At 58.8% G+C, this 18,632-nt stretch carries 17 protein-coding genes; 7 read left to right on the forward strand and 10 right to left on the reverse strand.

All coding sequences use genetic code 11. The features are described 5' to 3' along the window. Window positions 1–6 precede the first annotated feature (6 nt). Genes xdhA through xdhC form a run of 3 tightly spaced genes read left to right on the forward strand, consistent with a single transcriptional unit; the run spans window position 7 to window position 3,678 of the window. The gene (gene xdhA / locus ACW5XC_RS12185) at window positions 7–2,325 is read left to right on the forward strand and encodes a xanthine dehydrogenase molybdenum-binding subunit XdhA (protein WP_042055988.1); all 2,319 of its coding nucleotides are present in this window, start codon (window positions 7–9) and stop codon (window positions 2,323–2,325) included. Then, window positions 2,318–3,196 carry a xanthine dehydrogenase FAD-binding subunit XdhB gene (gene xdhB, locus ACW5XC_RS12190; protein WP_042055991.1) on the forward strand — a complete coding sequence of 293 codons (879 nt, stop codon included), beginning with the start codon at window positions 2,318–2,320 and terminating at the stop codon, window positions 3,194–3,196. The genes xdhA and xdhB overlap by 8 nt, the downstream gene beginning before the upstream one ends. Then, window positions 3,193–3,678, forward strand: a complete 486-nt coding sequence (gene xdhC, locus ACW5XC_RS12195; protein ID WP_021230037.1) for a xanthine dehydrogenase iron sulfur-binding subunit XdhC — start codon at window positions 3,193–3,195, stop codon at window positions 3,676–3,678. The genes xdhB and xdhC overlap by 4 nt, the downstream gene beginning before the upstream one ends. Before the next feature lie 112 nt (window positions 3,679–3,790). Here the strand turns inward: xdhC and ACW5XC_RS12200 are convergent, their stop codons facing one another. After that, the gene (locus tag ACW5XC_RS12200; protein ID WP_042056068.1) at window positions 3,791–4,330 is read right to left on the reverse strand and encodes a glycine zipper 2TM domain-containing protein; all 540 of its coding nucleotides are present in this window, start codon (window positions 4,328–4,330) and stop codon (window positions 3,791–3,793) included. Window positions 4,331–4,831: 501 nt separating this feature from the next. Between ACW5XC_RS12200 and ACW5XC_RS12205 the strand changes: the two genes are divergently transcribed. Then, a complete protein-coding gene (locus ACW5XC_RS12205) occupies window positions 4,832–5,020 on the forward strand; it encodes a hypothetical protein (protein ID WP_005345660.1) in 189 nt (62 codons plus the stop codon). Between the two features lie 62 nt (window positions 5,021–5,082). Here ACW5XC_RS12205 and ACW5XC_RS12210 read toward each other — a convergent pair whose 3' ends face one another. After that, window positions 5,083–6,609 carry a YfcC family protein gene (locus tag ACW5XC_RS12210; RefSeq protein WP_042055994.1) on the reverse strand — a complete coding sequence of 509 codons (1,527 nt, stop codon included), beginning with the start codon at window positions 6,607–6,609 and terminating at the stop codon, window positions 5,083–5,085. 668 nt (window positions 6,610–7,277) lie between these two features. Between ACW5XC_RS12210 and ACW5XC_RS12215 the strand changes: the two genes are divergently transcribed. Then, window positions 7,278–8,900, forward strand: a complete 1,623-nt coding sequence (locus tag ACW5XC_RS12215) for an acyl-CoA synthetase (protein WP_042055996.1) — start codon at window positions 7,278–7,280, stop codon at window positions 8,898–8,900. Window positions 8,901–8,986: 86 nt separating this feature from the next. Here ACW5XC_RS12215 and ACW5XC_RS12220 read toward each other — a convergent pair whose 3' ends face one another. Beyond that, the gene (locus ACW5XC_RS12220) at window positions 8,987–10,276 is read right to left on the reverse strand and encodes a sensor domain-containing diguanylate cyclase (RefSeq protein WP_042055998.1); all 1,290 of its coding nucleotides are present in this window, start codon (window positions 10,274–10,276) and stop codon (window positions 8,987–8,989) included. Between the two features lie 354 nt (window positions 10,277–10,630). Between ACW5XC_RS12220 and ACW5XC_RS12225 the strand changes: the two genes are divergently transcribed. Together ACW5XC_RS12225 and ACW5XC_RS12230 are read left to right on the forward strand one after the other, a co-directional pair. Beyond that, window positions 10,631–10,861: a KAP family NTPase gene (locus ACW5XC_RS12225; protein ID WP_236727594.1), complete on the forward strand. Its 231-nt coding sequence runs from the start codon at window positions 10,631–10,633 to the stop codon at window positions 10,859–10,861. Beyond that, window positions 10,852–12,123 (forward strand): KAP family P-loop NTPase fold protein, encoded by a 1,272-nt coding sequence (locus ACW5XC_RS12230; RefSeq protein WP_236727595.1) that lies wholly within the window; start codon window positions 10,852–10,854, stop codon window positions 12,121–12,123. The genes ACW5XC_RS12225 and ACW5XC_RS12230 overlap by 10 nt, the downstream gene beginning before the upstream one ends. Window positions 12,124–12,162: 39 nt before the next feature. Here ACW5XC_RS12230 and hisIE read toward each other — a convergent pair whose 3' ends face one another. The 7 genes from hisIE to hisD all read right to left on the reverse strand — a co-directional run bounded on the left by hisIE (window position 12,163) and on the right by hisD (window position 18,628). Further along, entirely contained in the window at window positions 12,163–12,729 is a 567-nt protein-coding gene (gene hisIE, locus ACW5XC_RS12235; RefSeq protein ID WP_236727597.1) for a bifunctional phosphoribosyl-AMP cyclohydrolase/phosphoribosyl-ATP diphosphatase HisIE, read from the reverse strand. Window positions 12,730–12,911: 182 nt separating this feature from the next. Next, window positions 12,912–13,685, reverse strand: a complete 774-nt coding sequence (hisF, locus tag ACW5XC_RS12240; RefSeq protein ID WP_042056003.1) for an imidazole glycerol phosphate synthase subunit HisF — start codon at window positions 13,683–13,685, stop codon at window positions 12,912–12,914. Further along, window positions 13,685–14,446: a 1-(5-phosphoribosyl)-5-[(5-phosphoribosylamino)methylideneamino]imidazole-4-carboxamide isomerase gene (hisA, locus tag ACW5XC_RS12245; RefSeq protein ID WP_042056006.1), complete on the reverse strand. Its 762-nt coding sequence runs from the start codon at window positions 14,444–14,446 to the stop codon at window positions 13,685–13,687. The genes hisF and hisA overlap by 1 nt, the downstream gene beginning before the upstream one ends. Before the next feature lie 5 nt (window positions 14,447–14,451). Next, entirely contained in the window at window positions 14,452–15,096 is a 645-nt protein-coding gene (gene hisH, locus ACW5XC_RS12250) for an imidazole glycerol phosphate synthase subunit HisH (protein ID WP_042056008.1), read from the reverse strand. Beyond that, the gene (hisB, locus tag ACW5XC_RS12255) at window positions 15,096–16,220 is read right to left on the reverse strand and encodes a bifunctional histidinol-phosphatase/imidazoleglycerol-phosphate dehydratase HisB (protein ID WP_042056011.1); all 1,125 of its coding nucleotides are present in this window, start codon (window positions 16,218–16,220) and stop codon (window positions 15,096–15,098) included. Before hisB ends, hisH begins: the two co-directional genes overlap by 1 nt. A gap of 15 nt (window positions 16,221–16,235) precedes the next feature. Next, the gene (gene hisC, locus ACW5XC_RS12260; RefSeq protein WP_042056014.1) at window positions 16,236–17,306 is read right to left on the reverse strand and encodes a histidinol-phosphate transaminase; all 1,071 of its coding nucleotides are present in this window, start codon (window positions 17,304–17,306) and stop codon (window positions 16,236–16,238) included. Then, complete coding sequence (gene hisD / locus ACW5XC_RS12265) at window positions 17,303–18,628, reverse strand: histidinol dehydrogenase (protein WP_042056016.1); 1,326 nt, start codon at window positions 18,626–18,628, stop codon at window positions 17,303–17,305. The genes hisC and hisD overlap by 4 nt, the downstream gene beginning before the upstream one ends. Window positions 18,629–18,632: the final 4 nt, after the last annotated feature.

Genomic DNA, 18,632 nt, shown 5'->3' on the forward strand with positions numbered 1-18,632 from the left:
TTGCATATGTCCATAGGATTACCGCTCAAGCGGGTGGATGCCGAGGCCAAGGTGACCGGCAGCGCCCGCTATACCGATGACAACATCATGCTCGGGATGCGCCACGCCAAGTATGTGCGAAGCAATATCGCCCACGGCAAGGTGCTTGCCATCGATGCGACCGAGGCACTGGCCCTGCACGGGGTCGAAGCCGTGTTTACCCATGAAGATGTCCCCACCACCTGTTTTCGTACCGCCGGTCACGCCTGGTCCCTCGATGAGGCCAAACGGGATGTGAAAGACCGCCGTCTGCTCACCGACCATGTGCGCCACTTCGGCGATGGGGTCGCCATCGTGGTGGCGCGCGATCCGCTGGTGGCCGAGAAGGCTGCCGCGCTGGTCAAGGTGACTTACGAGCCGCTGCCGGTGATGACGGATGCCCAAAGCGCGCTGGCCGACGGTGCCTATCCCATCCACCCGAGCGGCAATCTGCTGCGCCAAAGCCAGCTTCGTGCCAATGACCCGGAGCAGGCCATTGCGGCGGCCGATCTGCAGTTTCAGGGGCACTACCGGACGCCGGTGGTGCAGCACTGCCATCTGGAGACGGTGACCTGCTACGCCTATATGGATCAGCCGGACCACATCATCGTCGTCAGCAGTACCCAGATCCCCCAGATAGTGCGCAGCCGGGTGGCCAAATCCCTCGGTCTGCCCTGGTCGAGCGTGCGGGTGATCAAGCCCTATATGGGCGGCGGTTTTGGCAACAAGCAGGATGTGCTGGAAGAGCCGATGGCGGCGTTTTTGAGCTACAAGCTCGGCGGCGTACCGGTCAAGGTGACCTTGAGCCGGGAGGAGTGCTTTTTTGCCTCCCGCACCCGCCACGGCTTTGCCATCGATGGCAAGATTGGCCTCAACCGCGACGGTACCCTCAAGGGCTATCAGCTCGACGTGCTCTCCAACACCGGCGGCTATGCCTCCCACGGCCACTCCATCGCCAGCGCAGGGGGCAACAAGATCAGCTACCTCTATCCGCGCAGTGCCTTCGGTTATGAGGCCAAAACCTTCTACAGCAACCAGCCCACCGCTGGTGCCATGCGCGGTTACGGCGCGCCGCAGGTGATTTTTGCCCTCGAATGCATGCTGGATGACGCCTGCGCCGAACTGGGGCTGGATCCGCTCGATGTGCGGATCGCCAACGTGGCGCGCGAGGGGGATGTCAATCAGGTCAACCAGAAGACCATCTACAGCGCCGGGCTGCCAGACTGCCTGCTGCGTGGCCGCGAGATGTTCGAGTGGGATCGACTCAAGGCCGAGTGTCTGGGGCAGGATCCTGCAAGCCGGGTGCGCCGTGGCATCGGGGTGGCGTGTTTCAGCTACGGCTCCAACACCTATCCGGTGGGGGTCGAAATTGCCGGTGCCCGCATGCTGCTCAATCAGGATGGCACCGTCAATCTGCAGATCGGCGCCACCGAGATAGGGCAGGGGTCGGACACTGTCTTTGCCCAGATGGCGGCCCAGACGTTGGGCATTCCGTTTGAGCAGATCCGGGTCATCTCGACTCAGGATACCGACATTACCGCCTACGATCCTGGCTCGTTCGCCTCGCGCCAGAGCTATGTGGCGGCCCCCGCCATTCATCAGGCGGCGCTGCAGTTGCGGGCCCGCATTTTGTCGCTAGCGGCCCAACTCTGCCATCAGGATGTGGGGTCATTGACTCTGATCGACGGCTACGTGGTGCTGGCCGGTGCGCCGGACAAGGTACTGATCAGCGTGGCCGAGGTGTCGGTCAACGCCTACTACCACCTCACTATCGGCGGTCAGATCACCTCCGAGGTCTCCCACAAGACCACCACCAACCCGCCCAGTTTCGGCTGTACCTTTGTCGATCTCAGCGTCGATATCGATCTCTGCAAGGTGACCATCAATCGCATCATCAACCTGCACGATGCGGGCAAGATCCTCAATCCGCAGCTGGCGGAGGGGCAGGTGCATGGCGGCATGGGGATGGGGATCGGCTGGTCCCTGTTCGAGGAGATGATCATCGACGCCAAGACTGGCGTGGTACGCAATCCCAACCTGCTCGACTACAAGTTCCCGACCATGCTGGATTTGCCGGAGCTTGAATGCGACTTCGTGCAGACCTACGAGCCCCAGTCGGTCTATGGCCACAAATCGTTGGGGGAACCACCCATCATCTCGCCGGGTCCGGCGATCCGTAACGCCATCCGCATGGCGACCGGTGTCGCCATCAACGAGCTGCCCATCACCCCCAAAACCCTGTTCCGGGAGTTTGTCGCAGCGGGTTTGATTGGCGAGGGATCAGGGGAGGAGCAACACCATGTTTGATATTGCCCGTTACTACAAGGCGCACAGCGTGGCCGAGGCGGTCGCCCTGCGTCAGGCCGACCCTGAGGCGCGTCTCCTGGCCGGTGGCACCGATGTGATGATCCAGCTGCATCACCTCAACACCGCCTATCGTCATATCGTCGATATTCACGACTTGCCCGAACTCAAAGGGGTGAGCGAGCTGGCTGACGGTTCTATCCGCATCGGCTCCGGCACTACCTTTACCGAGATCATCGAGAACGAGCTGGTGCAGCGCCGCCTGCCGATGCTGGCTGAAGCGGCCGCCACCATCGCCGGCCCGCAGATCCGCAACGTCGCCACCTATGGCGGCAATATTTGCAACGGCGCCACCAGTGCTGACTCGGCGGCGCCTACCGTGGCGCTGGAAGCGGAGCTGGAAATCGCTGGCCCCGATGGTACGCGCCGCATCCCCATCGCCGGTTTTCATACCGGTCCCGGCAAGGTGGCGCTACAACCGGCGGAGATCCTGGTGGCGTTTCACTTTGCCCCGGACGCGCACCCCCATGTGGGCTCCCACTACTTCAAGTACGCCATGCGCGATGCCATGGATATCGCCACCATCGGCTGCGCCGCCTACTGCCAGATTGAGCATGGCCACTTCAAGCGCCTGCGGCTGGCCTATGGGGTGGCGGCCCCGACCCCGGTGCGTACCCCGCACGCAGAAGCTGCGGCCGAAGGGCAACCCCTGACCCGCGCCACACTGGCCGCCATTGCCGAGGCTGTGGTGGCCGATGTGGCGCCACGATCCTCCTGGCGGGCGGAGAAGGAGTTTCGCCTGCACCTTATCAAAACCCTGGCGCAGCGGGTGGTCGCCTGCGCTGTCGAACGTGCCGGAGGGAAGATCCTATGATGCAACCGCAAAGCTGTCCCGCTGTGGAGATCCAGTGCGAGATCAACGGCAAACCTTACTCCTATGCTGTGCCGCCCACCATGTCGCTGCTCCACTTCCTGCGCGGGCAGGGGCTTATCAGCGTGAAAGAGGGGTGCAGTGTCGGTGAGTGCGGCGCCTGTACCGTGCGGGTGAATGGCACCGCTATCGACAGCTGCCTCTATCTGGCGGTGTGGGCCGATGGCAAATCCATTCGTACCGTAGAGGGGGAGCGCAAAGGCAACGAGCTCTCCGATGTGCAGCAGGCCTTTATCGACGAGGGAGCGGTGCAGTGCGGTTTTTGCACCCCGGGCCTCGTGATGGCGAGCGCCGCCTTGCTCGACAAGACCGAACGTCGTCCGCTGACCGATGCAGAGATCCGCCGCGGGCTGTCGGGGAATCTGTGCCGCTGCACCGGGTATCAGAACGTGGTGCGGGCGGTGAAGAAGTGCTGCAAGGGGTAACTGACTGGGCGCAATGACCCTGAGTGCCGTTGTTTGAAAAAGGAATCAAGCCGCCCAAACACAGGCCCGCCTCGAAAGAGGCGGGCCTGCTGCTGAATTGCGCCAGGAGAAATCACACTTTTGGCTGGTCGATCACCAATTTGCCATCTTTGACCGGAATGGTGGCGCCGGGGGCTTGCTTCATGCGGATCACCCCCTCCTGACCTGCGAGGCGATAGGTCACGTCATAACCAATGGTGTTGACGCTCGTATCCTGCACGGTTTTGCAGCGCTGCTCGGTGGTGGTGTAGGTATCGCCCGCCTGCATATTGCCCTGCACCTGATTGCCGGCATAGCCACCCGCGACAGCCCCGGCTGCGGTGGCCACCTTCTTGCCGCTGCCTCCGCCAAACTGGTGGCCAACCACGCCACCCAGCGCCGCGCCCACCACTGTGCCGAGGATCTTGTGCTCATCCTGTACCGGCTTGCGATGGGTCACGGTGACGTTGCGACACTCCTGGCGGGGAGTCTTGATGGTCTCGGTGACCGGCTTGCTGGCGATCACCTCGGCAAAGGTGGGCTGAGGTGTAAAGAGGGAGCCGCTAGCCGCGGCCGAGAGCGCCAGGGCCGAGGCGATGCCAATACCGATACCTGCCATCATGGATCTGTTCATCTTGTTGTTCTCCTGCATACCCATCCGGGCTGTTCCAATCTGGCGCCATCTTGTCATAACCGGTTGGCCGGACAAGGCGAGGGGGATGGGCCTGCGACAGGCGCTGGCAAGGTCAAAAAACAGCCACCATGAAAAAGTGTCTGACTTTGGCGACAACGGACTAAAAGTGACCAGTTTCCGGCGCATGGCGGGCTTTGCCAGTGTGATAAGGAGCAATTCGAGTCGCAATTTGCAAGGCGGGCGGTGAGCAGAATGCCAGAGTGGCAAAGTGCTGACGGGGGCAGGTCAAGGGAGGCCTTGAGCAAGGGCTCTGTTCGTTGAGATGGCCACGCAAGTGGTTGATAAATGGCTCCAGCCCCATCGGATGTTGGCCGATAAGAGATCACGGCAAGCATTTTGCTTTGATTGGGTGAAGCAGAGGGTGAACGGGTCGGCAGACAACTCCGTAAGACCTGAAATGAAGAGGTTCACCCGAGATCATCGGATCAATGAGGGGGAGATATGTCAATGTTACCCAGCTGGATCACCCCGGCCATCCAGGCCAACATCATCACGGTACAGCAGGCCGAACGTCTGCTCTCATCCCTCTACCGACCCCTGGCCGAGCAGGGAGAGGAGCTTCCCGCCGATATCGCCGATATCAGCCTTAAACTCTACTGCTTCCGCCAGCAGGGGAGGGTGCGTCACTAAGACTGACAAAAGAACACCCCGCGCCAGGCTCGGGGTGTTGTCACTCATGTATCACAGGCCTATCAGGCCAACATCACTTGCGCTACCAGCATCAGGGCGCCAAATCCCAGCACAAAGCCCACCATGGGCAGCACGAACTTGACCCACTTGTTGAACTGGATGCCGAGCATCTGCAAAGTGACCAGCACCAGTCCGGTGGGAGCCAGGAACAGCATGGCGTATTGCCCCCAGTTGTAGGCCGACACCACGATATAGCGAGGGATCATCACGGTATCCGCCAGCGGCGCCATGATGGGCATGGAGAGCACCGCGAGCCCCGAGGAGGAGGGCACCACCAGCCCCAAGAGGGTGAACACCAGCATCTGCGCCACCGCGAACACGGCGCCATGCATGCCGGAGACCAGATCGGAGGCGTAGGCCAGAATGGTGTCCGAGATCATCCCCTGATCCAGCACCAGATTGACCCCCCGTGCCAGTCCGATGATGAGCGAAACGGCCACCAGTTCTGATGCCCCCTGAGTGAAGGCTTCGACCGCCTCTTTCTCTTTCAGGCCCGAGATAAAAATGATGATGATGGCGATGGTCAGGAAGGAGGCCGCCATCTGCGGGAACCACCAACCGGCCATGGAGACGCCCCACACCATCAGCGGGAAGGCGAGGATAAACAGGGTCAGAATGATCTTGCGGCGCAGGGTGAAGGGCACCCCTTCGTCCATAGAGCCCTCTTTGAGAAAACGGGCGCGAAAACGCTCTCTGTCCTCATAGGTGTAGGAGAAGGCCGGGTTGGCCTTGATCTTCTTGCAGTACCAGTAGAGATAACCGATCACCACCAGGGTGCCCACCAGACAGCCAATGGCGCGAAAGATCAGCCCCTCGGTAAAGGGAATGCCGGCGGCATTGGAGGCGATCACCACCGAGAAGGGATTGATGGTGGAGAAGGTGGTACCCATGGAGGCGGCGAGGAAGATGGCTCCCACGCAGACGATGGAGTCATAGCCGAGCGCCAGAAAGATGGGCACCAGTATGGGATAGAAGGCGACCGCCTCTTCCTCCAGTCCGCAGGTGGTGCCTCCCAGCGCCATTACGAAGCAGACCAGCGCCACAAACAGGAACTCGTTGCCCCGGGTTTTGTGTGAGAGGGCGACCAGCCCCGCACTGAAGGCACCTGTCTTGTTGATGACGCCGATCAGCCCCCCGAGCACCAGAATAAAGACGATGATATCCGCCCCCTCTATGGTGCCCTTGACCATGCTGACCGCCACGTCACCGAGCCCCTTGGGTGCTTGCTCCAGCCGTGCATAGGTGCCGGGAATGGCGATGGGCTTGCGGATGGTGCCGTTGGTAAATTGCTCTACCGCAATATTGATATTGAGTTTTGCCAGGGCATCCTGGGTTGCGGGAAGTCGGCTTATTTCCCCCTGTGGGCTATTGACCATCAGGCTTTCACTGGCCGGATTATAAGAGAGTTTGGCATAGGCGCCCGCCGGAATTATCCAGGTCAGCGCAATGGCCAGCAACATAATAAGAAACAGAATGGTAAATGCAGTAGGGAATTGTCTGCGTGGTGTGGTATTCGGCACGGCACACATAAAATGCTCCTTGATAAAGCAGGTTTGGGCTCGGCGGAATATCGGGTCGATAGGGTTTCTGCGTCATACATCCAAGGTACGCAAATTCACTGTGGATTGCGTGGTGATTGGCGAGAAATCTGGCCTGATATTGAACATCCGGTAGATTGTTTCAAGTTGTAACCGTAACCCGTGCGCGGCTTGATGAACATCTCACCATGCTCGCTTTATGGGATGGCTCACAAAATTTATTTTCCATGGATTTAACAGCTGATATGAAATAAAAATTGTTATGCAATAACTATTTCAGCTTTCGTTTTATGCGGTTTACCTTAAATAAAGGTCATGAAAATAGTGCGTGCCGAGATGAATGAAATGACATATAAAGCAGCTTTGACGGAATAATATTCCGTTATCGTCATTTTTCGCTATTCGCCAAAAACAGCTCGTGAAAAAAATGGCACGCTTTCCCGTAATGAAATATTTTTTTTTGCAACGAAAACAGGGGCCCCTGTTGGCAGCAGGCTGCCCCTGTCTAAGACGTTTTGCTAATACCTGCCGCTGCAGGCTCGCTGTTAGGCTGTCATCCCCATAAGAGACCAGTGACGGGCAGGATGCCCATGTCGCTTGCAGATCTCTGAATCATCCCGAAACTGCCCGTTTTGTGCCACCTGTGAGGAAGGAATCCGATGACAGTGCAGAACATCTATGAGCGCGACCTTGCCAAAACCGCCGCCAATTTTGAGGCCCTGACCCCCATCAGCTTTCTGGGGCGGGCGGAGCGGGTCTATCCCGACTATCCGGCGTTGATCCACGGCTCGCTGCGCCAGAGCTGGGGCGAGACCGCCCGCCGTTGCCGCCAGTTGGCCTCGGCCCTGCGGCTTCACGACATCGGGGAGGGGGATACCGTCTCCATCGTTGCGCCCAATATCCCGGCGATGTTTGAAGCTCACTTCGGGGTGCCCATGAGCGGCGCTGTGCTCAACACCATCAATACCCGGCTCGATGCAGAGTCGATGGCCTTTATCTTCCAGCATGCCCAGAGCAAGGTGGTGCTGGTGGACAGGGAGTTTGGCGCCGTGGTGCGCAAGGCGCTGGATCTGCTGGAGCGCCAACCGCTGGTCATCGCCATCGACGATCCCCTCTACCGGGAAGGGGCGCTTGTCAGTGACCTCGACTATGAGACCTTTATTGCCACTGGTAACGGCGATGAACCCGGCTGGTTGCCAGAGGATGAGTGGCAGGCCATCTCCCTTAACTACACCTCCGGCACTACCGGCAACCCCAAGGGGGTGGTCTATCACCATCGCGGCGCCCACCTCAACGCCATCAACAACGTGCTCTCCTGGGAGCTGCCCAAACATCCCGTCTATCTCTGGACCTTGCCGATGTTTCACTGTAACGGCTGGTGCTTCCCCTGGACGCTGGCGGCTACCGCCGGGGTGAGCGTCTGCTTGCGTCATGTGCAGGCGGCCGCCATTTATGAGGCGCTGCACGAGTACAAGGTGAGCCACTTCTGCGCAGCGCCCATCGTGCTCAATATGCTCAACAATGCCGATCCGGCGCTCAAGCAGGGGCTGGATCACCCCATCAAGGTGATGACCGCTGGCGCAGCGCCCCCCGCCACCGTGATCGCCGGCATGGAAGCGATGGGGATCGCCGTGACCCACGTCTATGGCCTGACCGAAACCTATGGCCCCTGCGTGTTGTGCGAACCGCAAAGAAGCTGGCAAGGTCAGGATGCCACCACGCTGTCGCGCCTAAAGGCACGGCAGGGTGTTGCGTCGCCCCTGCAGGGGGAGATGCGGGTTATCAACCCGGTCAGTGGCGAACCGGTGGCCAAAGATGGCAAAACCATGGGGGAGATAGTGCTGCGCGGTAATGTGGTGATGAAGGGATATCTGAAAAATCCGGCGGCCAGCGCCGAGGCGATGGCGGAGGGGTGGTTTCGCAGTGGCGATCTGGCGGTATGGCACCCGGATGGTTATGTGGAGATCAAGGACAGATCCAAGGACATCATCATCTCCGGCGGTGAGAACATCTCCAGTCTGGAGGTGGAAGATGTGCTCTATCGCCATCCCGATGTGGACGAAGCGGCGGTGATCGCCATGCCCGATGAGAAGTGGGGGGAGGTGCCCTGCGCTTTCGTGAAACTGAAAGAGGGGCGAGAGACCACCCAGGCGGAGTTGATCGCCTTTTGCCGTGATCAGATGGCCCACTTCAAGGCGCCCAAGCGGATCATCTTTACCCCGCTGCCGAAGACCTCGACCGGCAAGGTGCAAAAGTTTGTGCTGCGCAAACAGTTGGGGTAGCCGCCTGTTCGTAAGGCGCCAGCACAGCAATTCATAGGAGGGAGATACAAGGGGTCTGGAGGGCTGCTGGCCCTCCCGTTGTATGGCTAGGGGGTCTTGCACGCGACGCAGTTGCGGCCGCTCTGTTTGGCTTGATAGAGCATCTGATCGGCGCGGGCGTAGAGGCTCTCCATCAGCTCCCCCTCGCCATTTTCCACCAGTCCTGCGCTGATGGTGATGACCAGCTTATCTCCATCTGGCAGGGGCAGCGGGCTTTGCATCACCTGCAGGCGCAGTCGCTCGGCCAGGGATGCGGCGGCCAAGAGGGTGGTGTTGGGCAGCAAGATGGCGAACTCGTCGCCACCGATACGAGCCAGCACATCTTCGCTGCGCAGCACCGATTGCATCACCCTGCTCAGATGAACCAGCGCCCTGTCCCCCAGGGGATGGCCGAAGCGATCGTTGATGCACTTGAACTGATCCACATCCAGCACCATCAGCACCGAGGTGAGGTGGTGGCGCATGTCCAGACTGAGGTTCTTCTCGCACATCTCGAAAAAGAAGCGGCGGTTGTAGAGGCCGGTGAGGCCATCGCGCACCGACTGCTGGTGCAACTGCTCCTTGAGCTGGTGCAGTTCGGTGATATCTGAGGAGATACCGATCAGGGTGGGAGTGCCATCCCCCAACAGAAAGGGCACCTTGACCGACCAGTAGTAGTGCTGATTGCCTTCGGGATCGGTCAGCATCTCTTCCCCGGCTTGCAGCTCGCCGGTTTCGAATACCCGGTTGTCCAGCCGCCACAGCTGGCAGGCGCTGGCCGCGGGTATCACCTCGTCATCACGCCGGTTGATGATCTGCTCGGCAGGAAGACCCAGCAGATCGGCGACCTTTTGGTTGACGTAGAGAAAGCGGTGCTTGCTGTCCTTCATGTAGATATGGGCATCCACATTGGCGAGGATGATCTCCAGCAGCTGATGCTGCTCCGCCAGCCGCGCCTCAATCTGCTTGTGTTCGGTGATATCAGTGGAGATGCCGCACAGGCCGATCAGGTTGCCACCCTTGTCATGGATAGGCTTTTTAACGGTCCAGTAGCAGCGCTTTTCCCCGGTGGATTTGAGGTAGTTGATCTCCTCCTGGGCGATGGCGACTTGCTGCTCCAGTACCAACCGGTCGTTGCGTTGAATGGTGTCGGAGAATTCGAGATCAAAAAAGGCCCGATCATCCTGCCCCTGCAACTCGGCGAGGGTGCAGCCAAAGAGATCCAGCACCGCCTGATTGGCATAGGTGTAACGGCCCGCCAGATCCTTGGTGAACATGTAGGCGTCCGTCTCGTTGAAGATGGCTTTGAGGTGATCCAGCTCATGCTGTAACTGGATAGAGAAGGGCTCATCCTTCATGGGGCTAACCATCCTTGGTTAAGGGCATCGTTGTATACAGCGCGAATATATGTACCAACGGTTTAAATTAAGCACTTCACAGGCCATATTTCGCGTTTATTTCCGCAGGATCTGCACCATGTCACACGATTGTCATCGTTGGTGTGGTCAAAGGAAATCAACTGAGTCCGTGGCTGTTCAGATAACTGTCCCACTCATATCGGCCCAGCTTCATGGGCCAGCAGCAGAGAAATTGCCAGGCAGTCAAATATGCCAGCCCGAGCGGCAGAAAGGGCAACAAACAGGTCTTTAATCAAACTATTTTCACTGTGCCCCTGATATCATCATCAGCAACGCAATATGGAGAGATACGAGATGGCAGTGGCACCGTTTAATTGGGATGACGCAGTTCAGTGGGACGGGCCGGGGGCCATTGTGGGTAGCGAAGAGATCTTGAGTGCCGATCGGCTGGATCGTGCCCGCTATGCCGAATTTCTGACCAAATACCTCGCCGCCGAAGGCAAGCAACGCAACTATGTGCTTAACCTAAATGCCGAATGGGGGCAGGGAAAACCTGGTTTATCAAGCGCTGGTATATGGAGCTAAAAGCGCACTATCCCACCGTCTATATCGATGCCTGGCAGCAGGACTTTTCCGACGATCCCTTATTGACGGTTATCTCGTCGATTATCGATCAATTGAGAGATGCAACAGGAAATAAGGTTGCAATACCTGATGGCATCAAGTCAAAACTATTGGGTTTGCTCAAAGTGGGCGGGAAATTGGTGCTCAAGTCAGCCATTAAAAGAGCTGGATGGGAAAATAGTGATTTTTCTGTGGAAGGCGAAGATGCAGATAAGCTGGTTGATACGCTTTGTAGCAATCATAAAGAGCGTTATGAATCTATCCAGTATCTTAAACAAGAAATTAGGCAATGGGTTGAAGGGGCTGTTGGTTTAAGTGAAGGAGAACTGGATTATCCCGCATTTATTTTGATTGATGAACTGGATCGCTGCCGCCCCTCCTATGCTGTGGAGATGCTGGAGACTATCAAGCATATATTCGATATTCCCAAAGTAGTTTTTGTATTGGCAACGGATACCGAGCAATTGCAACATGCGGTAAAAGTTATATATGGCTCAGAATTCAATGCTTATACATATCTGAGTAGATTTTTCAGTAGGCGTTTTAGCCTTCCAAGTGGTTCGAGGCTTAATTTTATTGAAGAGTATTTAGCGAGAAGCTCCTTCTTAGACAGGGACGTATTTGAAATGATTTGGCCGAAAGGCTTAAATGTAGGTTCTTTATCGGTAATACTTTCAGCTATCGCTGACTCATGTCACTTATCTTTGCGAAGCACTGAAAAGGTCATAGATAGATTACTGTCGATATTTGCCAGCATCCAAAATGATGACATAAATATTGCTTTTCTTGCATATCTTATTGCTGTACAGGAGTCTGTCCCTGATGATTATGAAAAAATAGTGAGAATGAAAAGAAGTCTTCAAGTGCTGTATGAAGTAAAAAGTAGTAGTTTATTGTTAAGTGGTCTTTATGATTTACATGGCGCTGTTTTTATATATTTATCTGAAATGGGTGATGTTTATTTTAAAGCGGGGCTTTATGAAATAAATATATATCAATTGATAAAAGGTCATTTGGTGGGGTATCTTGGCGAATATGAAAGTGCTATTGCTCAGCTTAATAGTGAATATTTATCTGTAGAACGAGCATACTCTAAAGCATCAAATGAAGAAAGGTCAGAAAAAATATCATATTATGTCCTTAATTGTCATTTACATGAAAAATCAAGAGTTCCTATGGAAAAATATAAAGACTGGATTGAATTGGCAATGTCATTTGACTAAAGAAACGGGTCTTTTGACCCGCTTCCTTGTTTAATTAGTTTATTTATTGTGCCGCTCATAAAGCCGTTGAACGACATCCTGTAATCCCAGCCCTTCATTTTGTAGCAGTACGGTCAGGTGGTAGAGCAGATCGGCGGATTCGTTAATGAGCTCCTCCCGATCCTTGGCCATGGCGGCCAGCGCCACTTCCACTCCTTCCTCACCGACCTTCTGGGCGATGCGCTTGGTCCCTTTGCCGTAGAGGCTGGCGGTGTAGCTGGTGGCCGGATCGGCCCCTTTGCGGGCGGCCAAGATCTGTTCCAGCTCTGCCAGAAAACCGAGCGGTGGCAGCGGGTGGCCGTTAAAGCAGGAGGTTGTGCCCTTGTGGCAGGTAGGGCCGACGGGGTTGGCGGCAATCAGCAGGGAATCCTGATCGCAGTCGGTGCTGATAGCCACGAGTTGGAGCACATTGCCCGAGCTTTCACCCTTGGTCCAGAGCCGCTGTTTGCTGCGGCTAAAGAAGGTGACCTGACCTGTGGTCTGGGTCTTTTCCAACGCTTCGCGGGTCATAAAGCCCTGCATCAGCACCTCGCCGCTGGCGGCGTGCTGGACGATGGCAGGGATCATGCCATCGCATTTTTCCCAGTCGAGCTGTTCAATTAATAAGTTGGAATTATGCACGGGTATCGGCTCCTCTATTATCAGACAGGCACTCAGGGCGGGGGATCATGGCGCATTTACATTTTTCCCAGTCGAGCTGCTCGGCAAGGGGGCGCGCGCTGGCGGTGGTTTGTGCATTTTCAGAGAAGTTATTCACGGATGGCGACTCCTTCGGTTTTCAGCCAGCGTTTCAATTCGGGAATGGGGATAAGGCCCTTGTGGAACACAGAAGCGGCCAGCGCCCCATCCACATCGGCGATGGTGAAGGCATCGCGAAAGTGCGTCATGGCACCGGCGCCGCCGGAGGCGATCAGCGGCACCTTGCAGACGCTGCGCACCAGCTTGAGCTGGTCGAGATCATAACCCTGACGCATGCCGTCCTGATTCATCACGTTCAGCACGATTTCACCTGCGCCGCGCTTTTGCACCTCCTGCACCCAGTCGAGGGTGTGCCAGGCGGTGGTGCGGGTGCGGCTCTCGTCACCGGTAAACTGTTTGACCTGATAGTGGCCCGTGTCGGCGTCGAAGTAGGAGTCAATGCCCACCACCACGCACTGCACGCCAAAGCGCTCGGCCAGTCGGCTGATCAGGGTCGGGTCGGCAAGGGCAGGGGAGTTGATGGAGACCTTGTCGGCGCCAAATTCGAGGATCTGGCGGGCGTCTTCGACGCTCTTGATGCCACCGGCGACGCAGAAGGGGATATCGATCACCTCCGCTACCCGGCTCACCCAGCTCTTGTCCACTACCCGGGCATCGCTGGAGGCGGTGATGTCATAGAACACCAGCTCGTCAGCCCCTTCCTCGGCGTAGCGGCGCGCCAGCTCGACAATGCCGCCCATCACCTCGTGGTTGCGAAATTGCACCCCTTTGACCACCACGCCATCTTTTACGTCGAGGCAGGGGATAATGCGTCTTGCCAGCATCAGTTGCCTCCTCTGGTATCGGCTGCGGGGGCTTGCCAGCAGGCGATGGCGTCACCCACCGAGAATTTTCCCTCCAGCAGGGCGCGGCCAAGGATGATCCCCTTGACGCCGGAGCCCTTGAGCGCCTCGATATCCGCGATGCCGCCAATGCCGCCGGAGGCCTGAAAGGCGACGCTCGGGTAGCGGGCGCAGAGATCCCGATAGAGCTCGACGTTGGTGCCAGCAAGGGTGCCGTCACGGCTGATGTCGGTGCAGAGCACATGCTTGAGCCCGGTGGGGAGAAAGCGCTCGATCAGCGCCTCGATGGTCACGCCGCTGTTCTCCTGCCAGCCTGCCACCGCGATATGGCGATTGCCCTGCTCATCGATATTGACGTCCAGCGCCAGCACGATCTGCTCGGGGCCATATTTCTCCATCCAGCTCGCTACCAGATCAGGGGATTTGACGGCGGTGGAGCCAATCACCACCCGGCTGGCACCGGCGGCCAGCAGATCTGCCACATCCTGCTCGGTGCGTACGCCGCCACCGACTTGCACCGGCGCTTCGGTGGCCGACAGCAGCTGGGTCAGCAGGGGGAGCTGGCGCGCATTGGCATCCTTGGCACCGTCCAGATCCACCAGATGGAGCTGCACCGCCCCCTGGGAGACATATTCGTCGAAGCGGGCCTGCGGGCTGCTGCTGTATTCGGTCTTCTGCTCGTAATCCCCCTGATAGAGTCGAACTACCTGACCGTTGATAAGGTCAATTGCGGGAATGATCATGCTAGTCACAGCTCCAGAAAATTTTGCAGCAAACGGGCACCGGCTGCGCCTGAGCGCTCCGGGTGGAATTGAGCGCCAAAGAAGTTGCCACGACCGACGATGGCGGTAAACGGCTGGCCATAGTCGCAGGTCGCCAGCGTCGCTTCGGTCACCTCCAGCGCATAGGAGTGCACGAAGTAGAAGTAGCTGCCGCTCGGGATCCCCTTGAGCAGAGGATGGGTCTCGTCGTGCTCAATCTGGTTCCAGCCCATATGGGGCAGGCGCATGCTTGACTGGTGTAAGGTGCCGACCGCCATCAGCCGGATCTTGCCCGGCACTATGCCAAGGCAGTCGATAAGCCGCTCTGACGAGTCATCCGTACCCATGCTCTCTTCGGAGGCCTCCGCCAGCATCTGCATACCGAGGCAAAAGCCCAGCAGCGGCTGCTTGGCGGCGCGAATAAGGGGCACCAGTCCGCGCTCGTTGAGGTTTTTCATGGCGGCCACCGCGGTGCCGACACCGGGCAGGATCAGCTTGTCCGCCTGCTCGATATCGGCCGCCTGGCTGGAGACCAAGGGCCGTACGCCGAGGCGCTCGAACGCCATTCTGACCGAGGCCAGATTTGCACAACCGGTATCGATGATGACCAGCTTCTGCTTGCTTACATCCATCACAGCACTCCCTTGCTGGAGGGGAGGTCACTCCCTTCCACCCGAATAGCCTGACGCAGGGCGCGGCCAAAGCCTTTAAACAGCGCCTCCACCTGATGGTGGGTATTGCCGCTGCCAACCTTCATCTGCAATGTGATGGCCATGGCATCCGACAGCGAGCGGAAGAAGTGGGGCACCATCTCGGTGGCCATCTCGCCCACCTTGTCGCGGCCAAAGCCGCTCGGACAATCAAACACGAAGTAGGGGCGACCGCTGAGATCCAGCGCTGTGCTCACTTCCTGCTCGGTCAGCGGACGCGCATCGATCACCGCCTGCACCTCGTCCATCGCCAGCACGAAGCCGAAACGGCCGATGCCACGCTTGTTGCCAAGGGCCTGACGCAGCGCCTGACCGAGCGCCAGCCCCACATCCTCTACCGTGTGGTGATCGTCGATATGCAGATCGCCGCTGACGTTCAGCTTGAGCTGGAAACCGGCGTGGGTCGCTATCTGATCCAGCATGTGATCAAAGAAGCCGATACCGGTGGCGATCTGGTTACCGCCGCTCTTGTTTGTGGCAGAAGGGTCCAAATCCACCGCAACCTGAATGCGGGTCTCCTTGGTGTAGCGCTCCACCGAGGCTACGCGTCCCTTGGACAACAGCTGATCACGGATGGCGAGCCAGTCGTGATCTTGCGGGTGGTAGCGAATGCCGCCAATGCCCATATTCTCGGCCAGCTGCAGATCGGTCTGGCGATCGCCAATCACGAAGGAGTTGGCAAAGTCGATGCGACCGGAGGCGAGATACTCCTTTACCAGCCCGAGGTGGGGTTTGCGGCAGCTGCAGCCGTCGGTGGGGAAGTGCGGGCAGATCAGCACCTGTTCCCACTTCACCCCTTGCGATTCAAACAGGTGCATCATCAGATCGTGGGGGGGCTGGAAGTTCTCCAGCGGCAGGCTGGCGGTGCCCAGTCCATCCTGATTGGTCACCATCACCAGCACGTAACCGGCGGCCTGCAACTCGCGCAGCACCGGAATGACCATGGGTTCGAAGCGCAGCTTGGCGAGGCTATCCACCTGCTTGTCGGTCACCGGCTCTTCAATCAGGGTGCCGTCGCGGTCGATAAACAAAAACGGGGTCTTCATCGCTACATCCTTGTTTTAAAGAGAGGGAGAGGGCAGATCACGCAGTACGGCCAGCACGGCATCCATCTCGCCCTGATAGCCGATGGTGATGCGAATGCTGTTGTCCAGACCCGGCTTGCTGGAGAAATCCCGCAGTATGATGCCGGCGGCCTTCATGGCGGCAAAGACGGTGGCGCCATCCACAAAGCGCACCAGCACGAAGTTGCCCTTGTCTTCGAACACTTCCTTCACGCAGGCAAGTTTTGTCAGCTCTGCCTTGAAGGCGGCTTTTTGCTTGTTGAGCTCTACCACTCGCTCGCGCATCAGCTCCAGTCCCATGGGGGAGAGGGATTGCGCCGCGATCTGGGCGATGGGCTCGGGGATGGGATAGGGGGCGATCACCTTGGCCAGCATGGCGATCACCTCGGGGCTCGCCAGCGTAAAGCCGCAGCGGATCCCCGCCAGAGCAAAGGCTTTGGAGAGGGTGCGGGTTACCACCAGATTGGGGAAGCGGGTCAGCAGGTCCACTACGGACGCTTCTGGGCAGAACTCGATATAGGCCTCGTCCACCACCACGATGGCGCGATCCCGAGCTTTTTCCAGCAGGGCGATGAGGCCGTCGCGACCCACCAGATCCCCGGTGGGGTTGTTGGGGGAGCAGAGAAACACCAGTTTCACATCGCTGAGGCGATCGGCGATGGCGGGCCAGTCGGGCTGACGGTTGGCGGTCAGCGGCTGCTCGACGATGCCCACGCCACAGGTCTCGGCGCTGATGGCGTACATGCCATAGGTGGGCGGGCAGATGAGGATCTGATCTTCACCCGCTTCGCAGAAGGTGCGGATCAACAGCTCGATGGCCTCGTCGGCGCCGCGGCTCACCAGCACCTGAGCGGGATTAACCCCGGCATAGGCGGCATAGCCGTTCACCACCTCGGCCGGTTGGCACTCGGGGTAGCGGTTGAGGCGGCTTCCCTCGATGGTGAAGGGATAGGCCTGCGGCGCCTCGTTGGCGTTGAGCCAGACGTGGCCCTTGCCGCCGATGCGGCGGGCGGATTGATAAGGGGTGAGGGCCCGCACCACGCGGCGCGCCAGATTGGCAATGCTCATGACAAATCCTTCTGCTGTGCTGTTGGTTGGGGCGCGGTGGCCAGGGCATTCAACCTGAGGGTGACGGCATTTTTGTGGCCATCGAGCCCCTCGGCCTGAGCAATGCGCTCGACGATAGGGCCAAGGCCGCGAATACCATCGGCGCTTAGCTCCTGCACCGTGTAGCGGCGCTGATAATCGGCGAGGCCCAGGCTGGAACAGGTGCGGGCATAGCCATAGGTGGGCAGGGTGTGATTGGTGCCGCTGGCGTAATCGCCGACCGACTCGGGGGTCCATGCTCCCAGAAAGATGGAACCGGCGTTCTCGAGTTTATCCAGCAGATCGCGCGGGGTGCAGGTCTGCACAATCAGGTGTTCCGGCGCGTAGGCGTTGGAGATGGCACACGCCTCGGCCAGATCGTCGCAGAGGATCACCAGACTGCTGCCGAGCGCCTGCGCGGCGATATCCCGGCGGCTCAACTTGGCCAGCTGGCTCTTGATTTCCCCTGCGATGGCATCGGCCAGCAATGGCGAGGTGGTGACCAGCACCACCTGACTGTCTGGGCCATGCTCGGCCTGGGAGAGCAGATCCGCCGCCACGAAGGCCGGGTTGGCGCTCTCGTCGGCAATCACCAGCACCTCGGAGGGGCCAGCGGGCATGTCGATGGCGGCGCCGCGCCAGTCGCGCGAAACCTGCCCCTTGGCTTCGGTCACATAGGCGTTGCCCGGGCCGAAGATCTTGTCCACCTTGGGAATGCTCTCGGTGCCGTACGCCATGGCGGCGATGGCCTGGGCGCCGCCGATGGCGAACACCTTCTCGACCCCGCAGGCGCGGGCGGCAAACAGGATCTCGTCGCTGGCTGGAGACGGGGTGCAGAGCACCACTTCACGGCAACCGGCGATAGCCGCCGGAATGGCCAGCATCATCACGGTGGAGGGGAGCGGCGCGCTGCCCCCCGGCACATAGAGGCCGACCCGACTGATGGGCTGGGTGCGCAGCTCGCACACCACCCCGGGTTGGGTTTCCACTCTTACCACCGGCTGTACTTGTGCGGCATGGAAGGTTCGAATGTTGGCAATGGCCGCTTCGATGGCGCTTTTGATGTCGTTATCCAGCCGCGCGCAGGCAGCTTCAATTTCGGCCTCGCTGACGCGCAACTGTTCACGGGGGGCGCGCTCGAAGCGCAGGCTCAGCTCGCGCAAGGCCTCGTCGCCACGGCTGCGCACCGCGCCAATGATCTCCTTGACCACGGCACCGATATCCGCCTCGTCATTGAGAGCGGGCCGGGTCAGCACGTCGGTCTGCTGGGCTGGGGAGAGGGTCTTCCAGATCAGGGTCTGCATGATG

The organism is Aeromonas sp. 25-AL00135 (genome assembly GCF_054052385.1).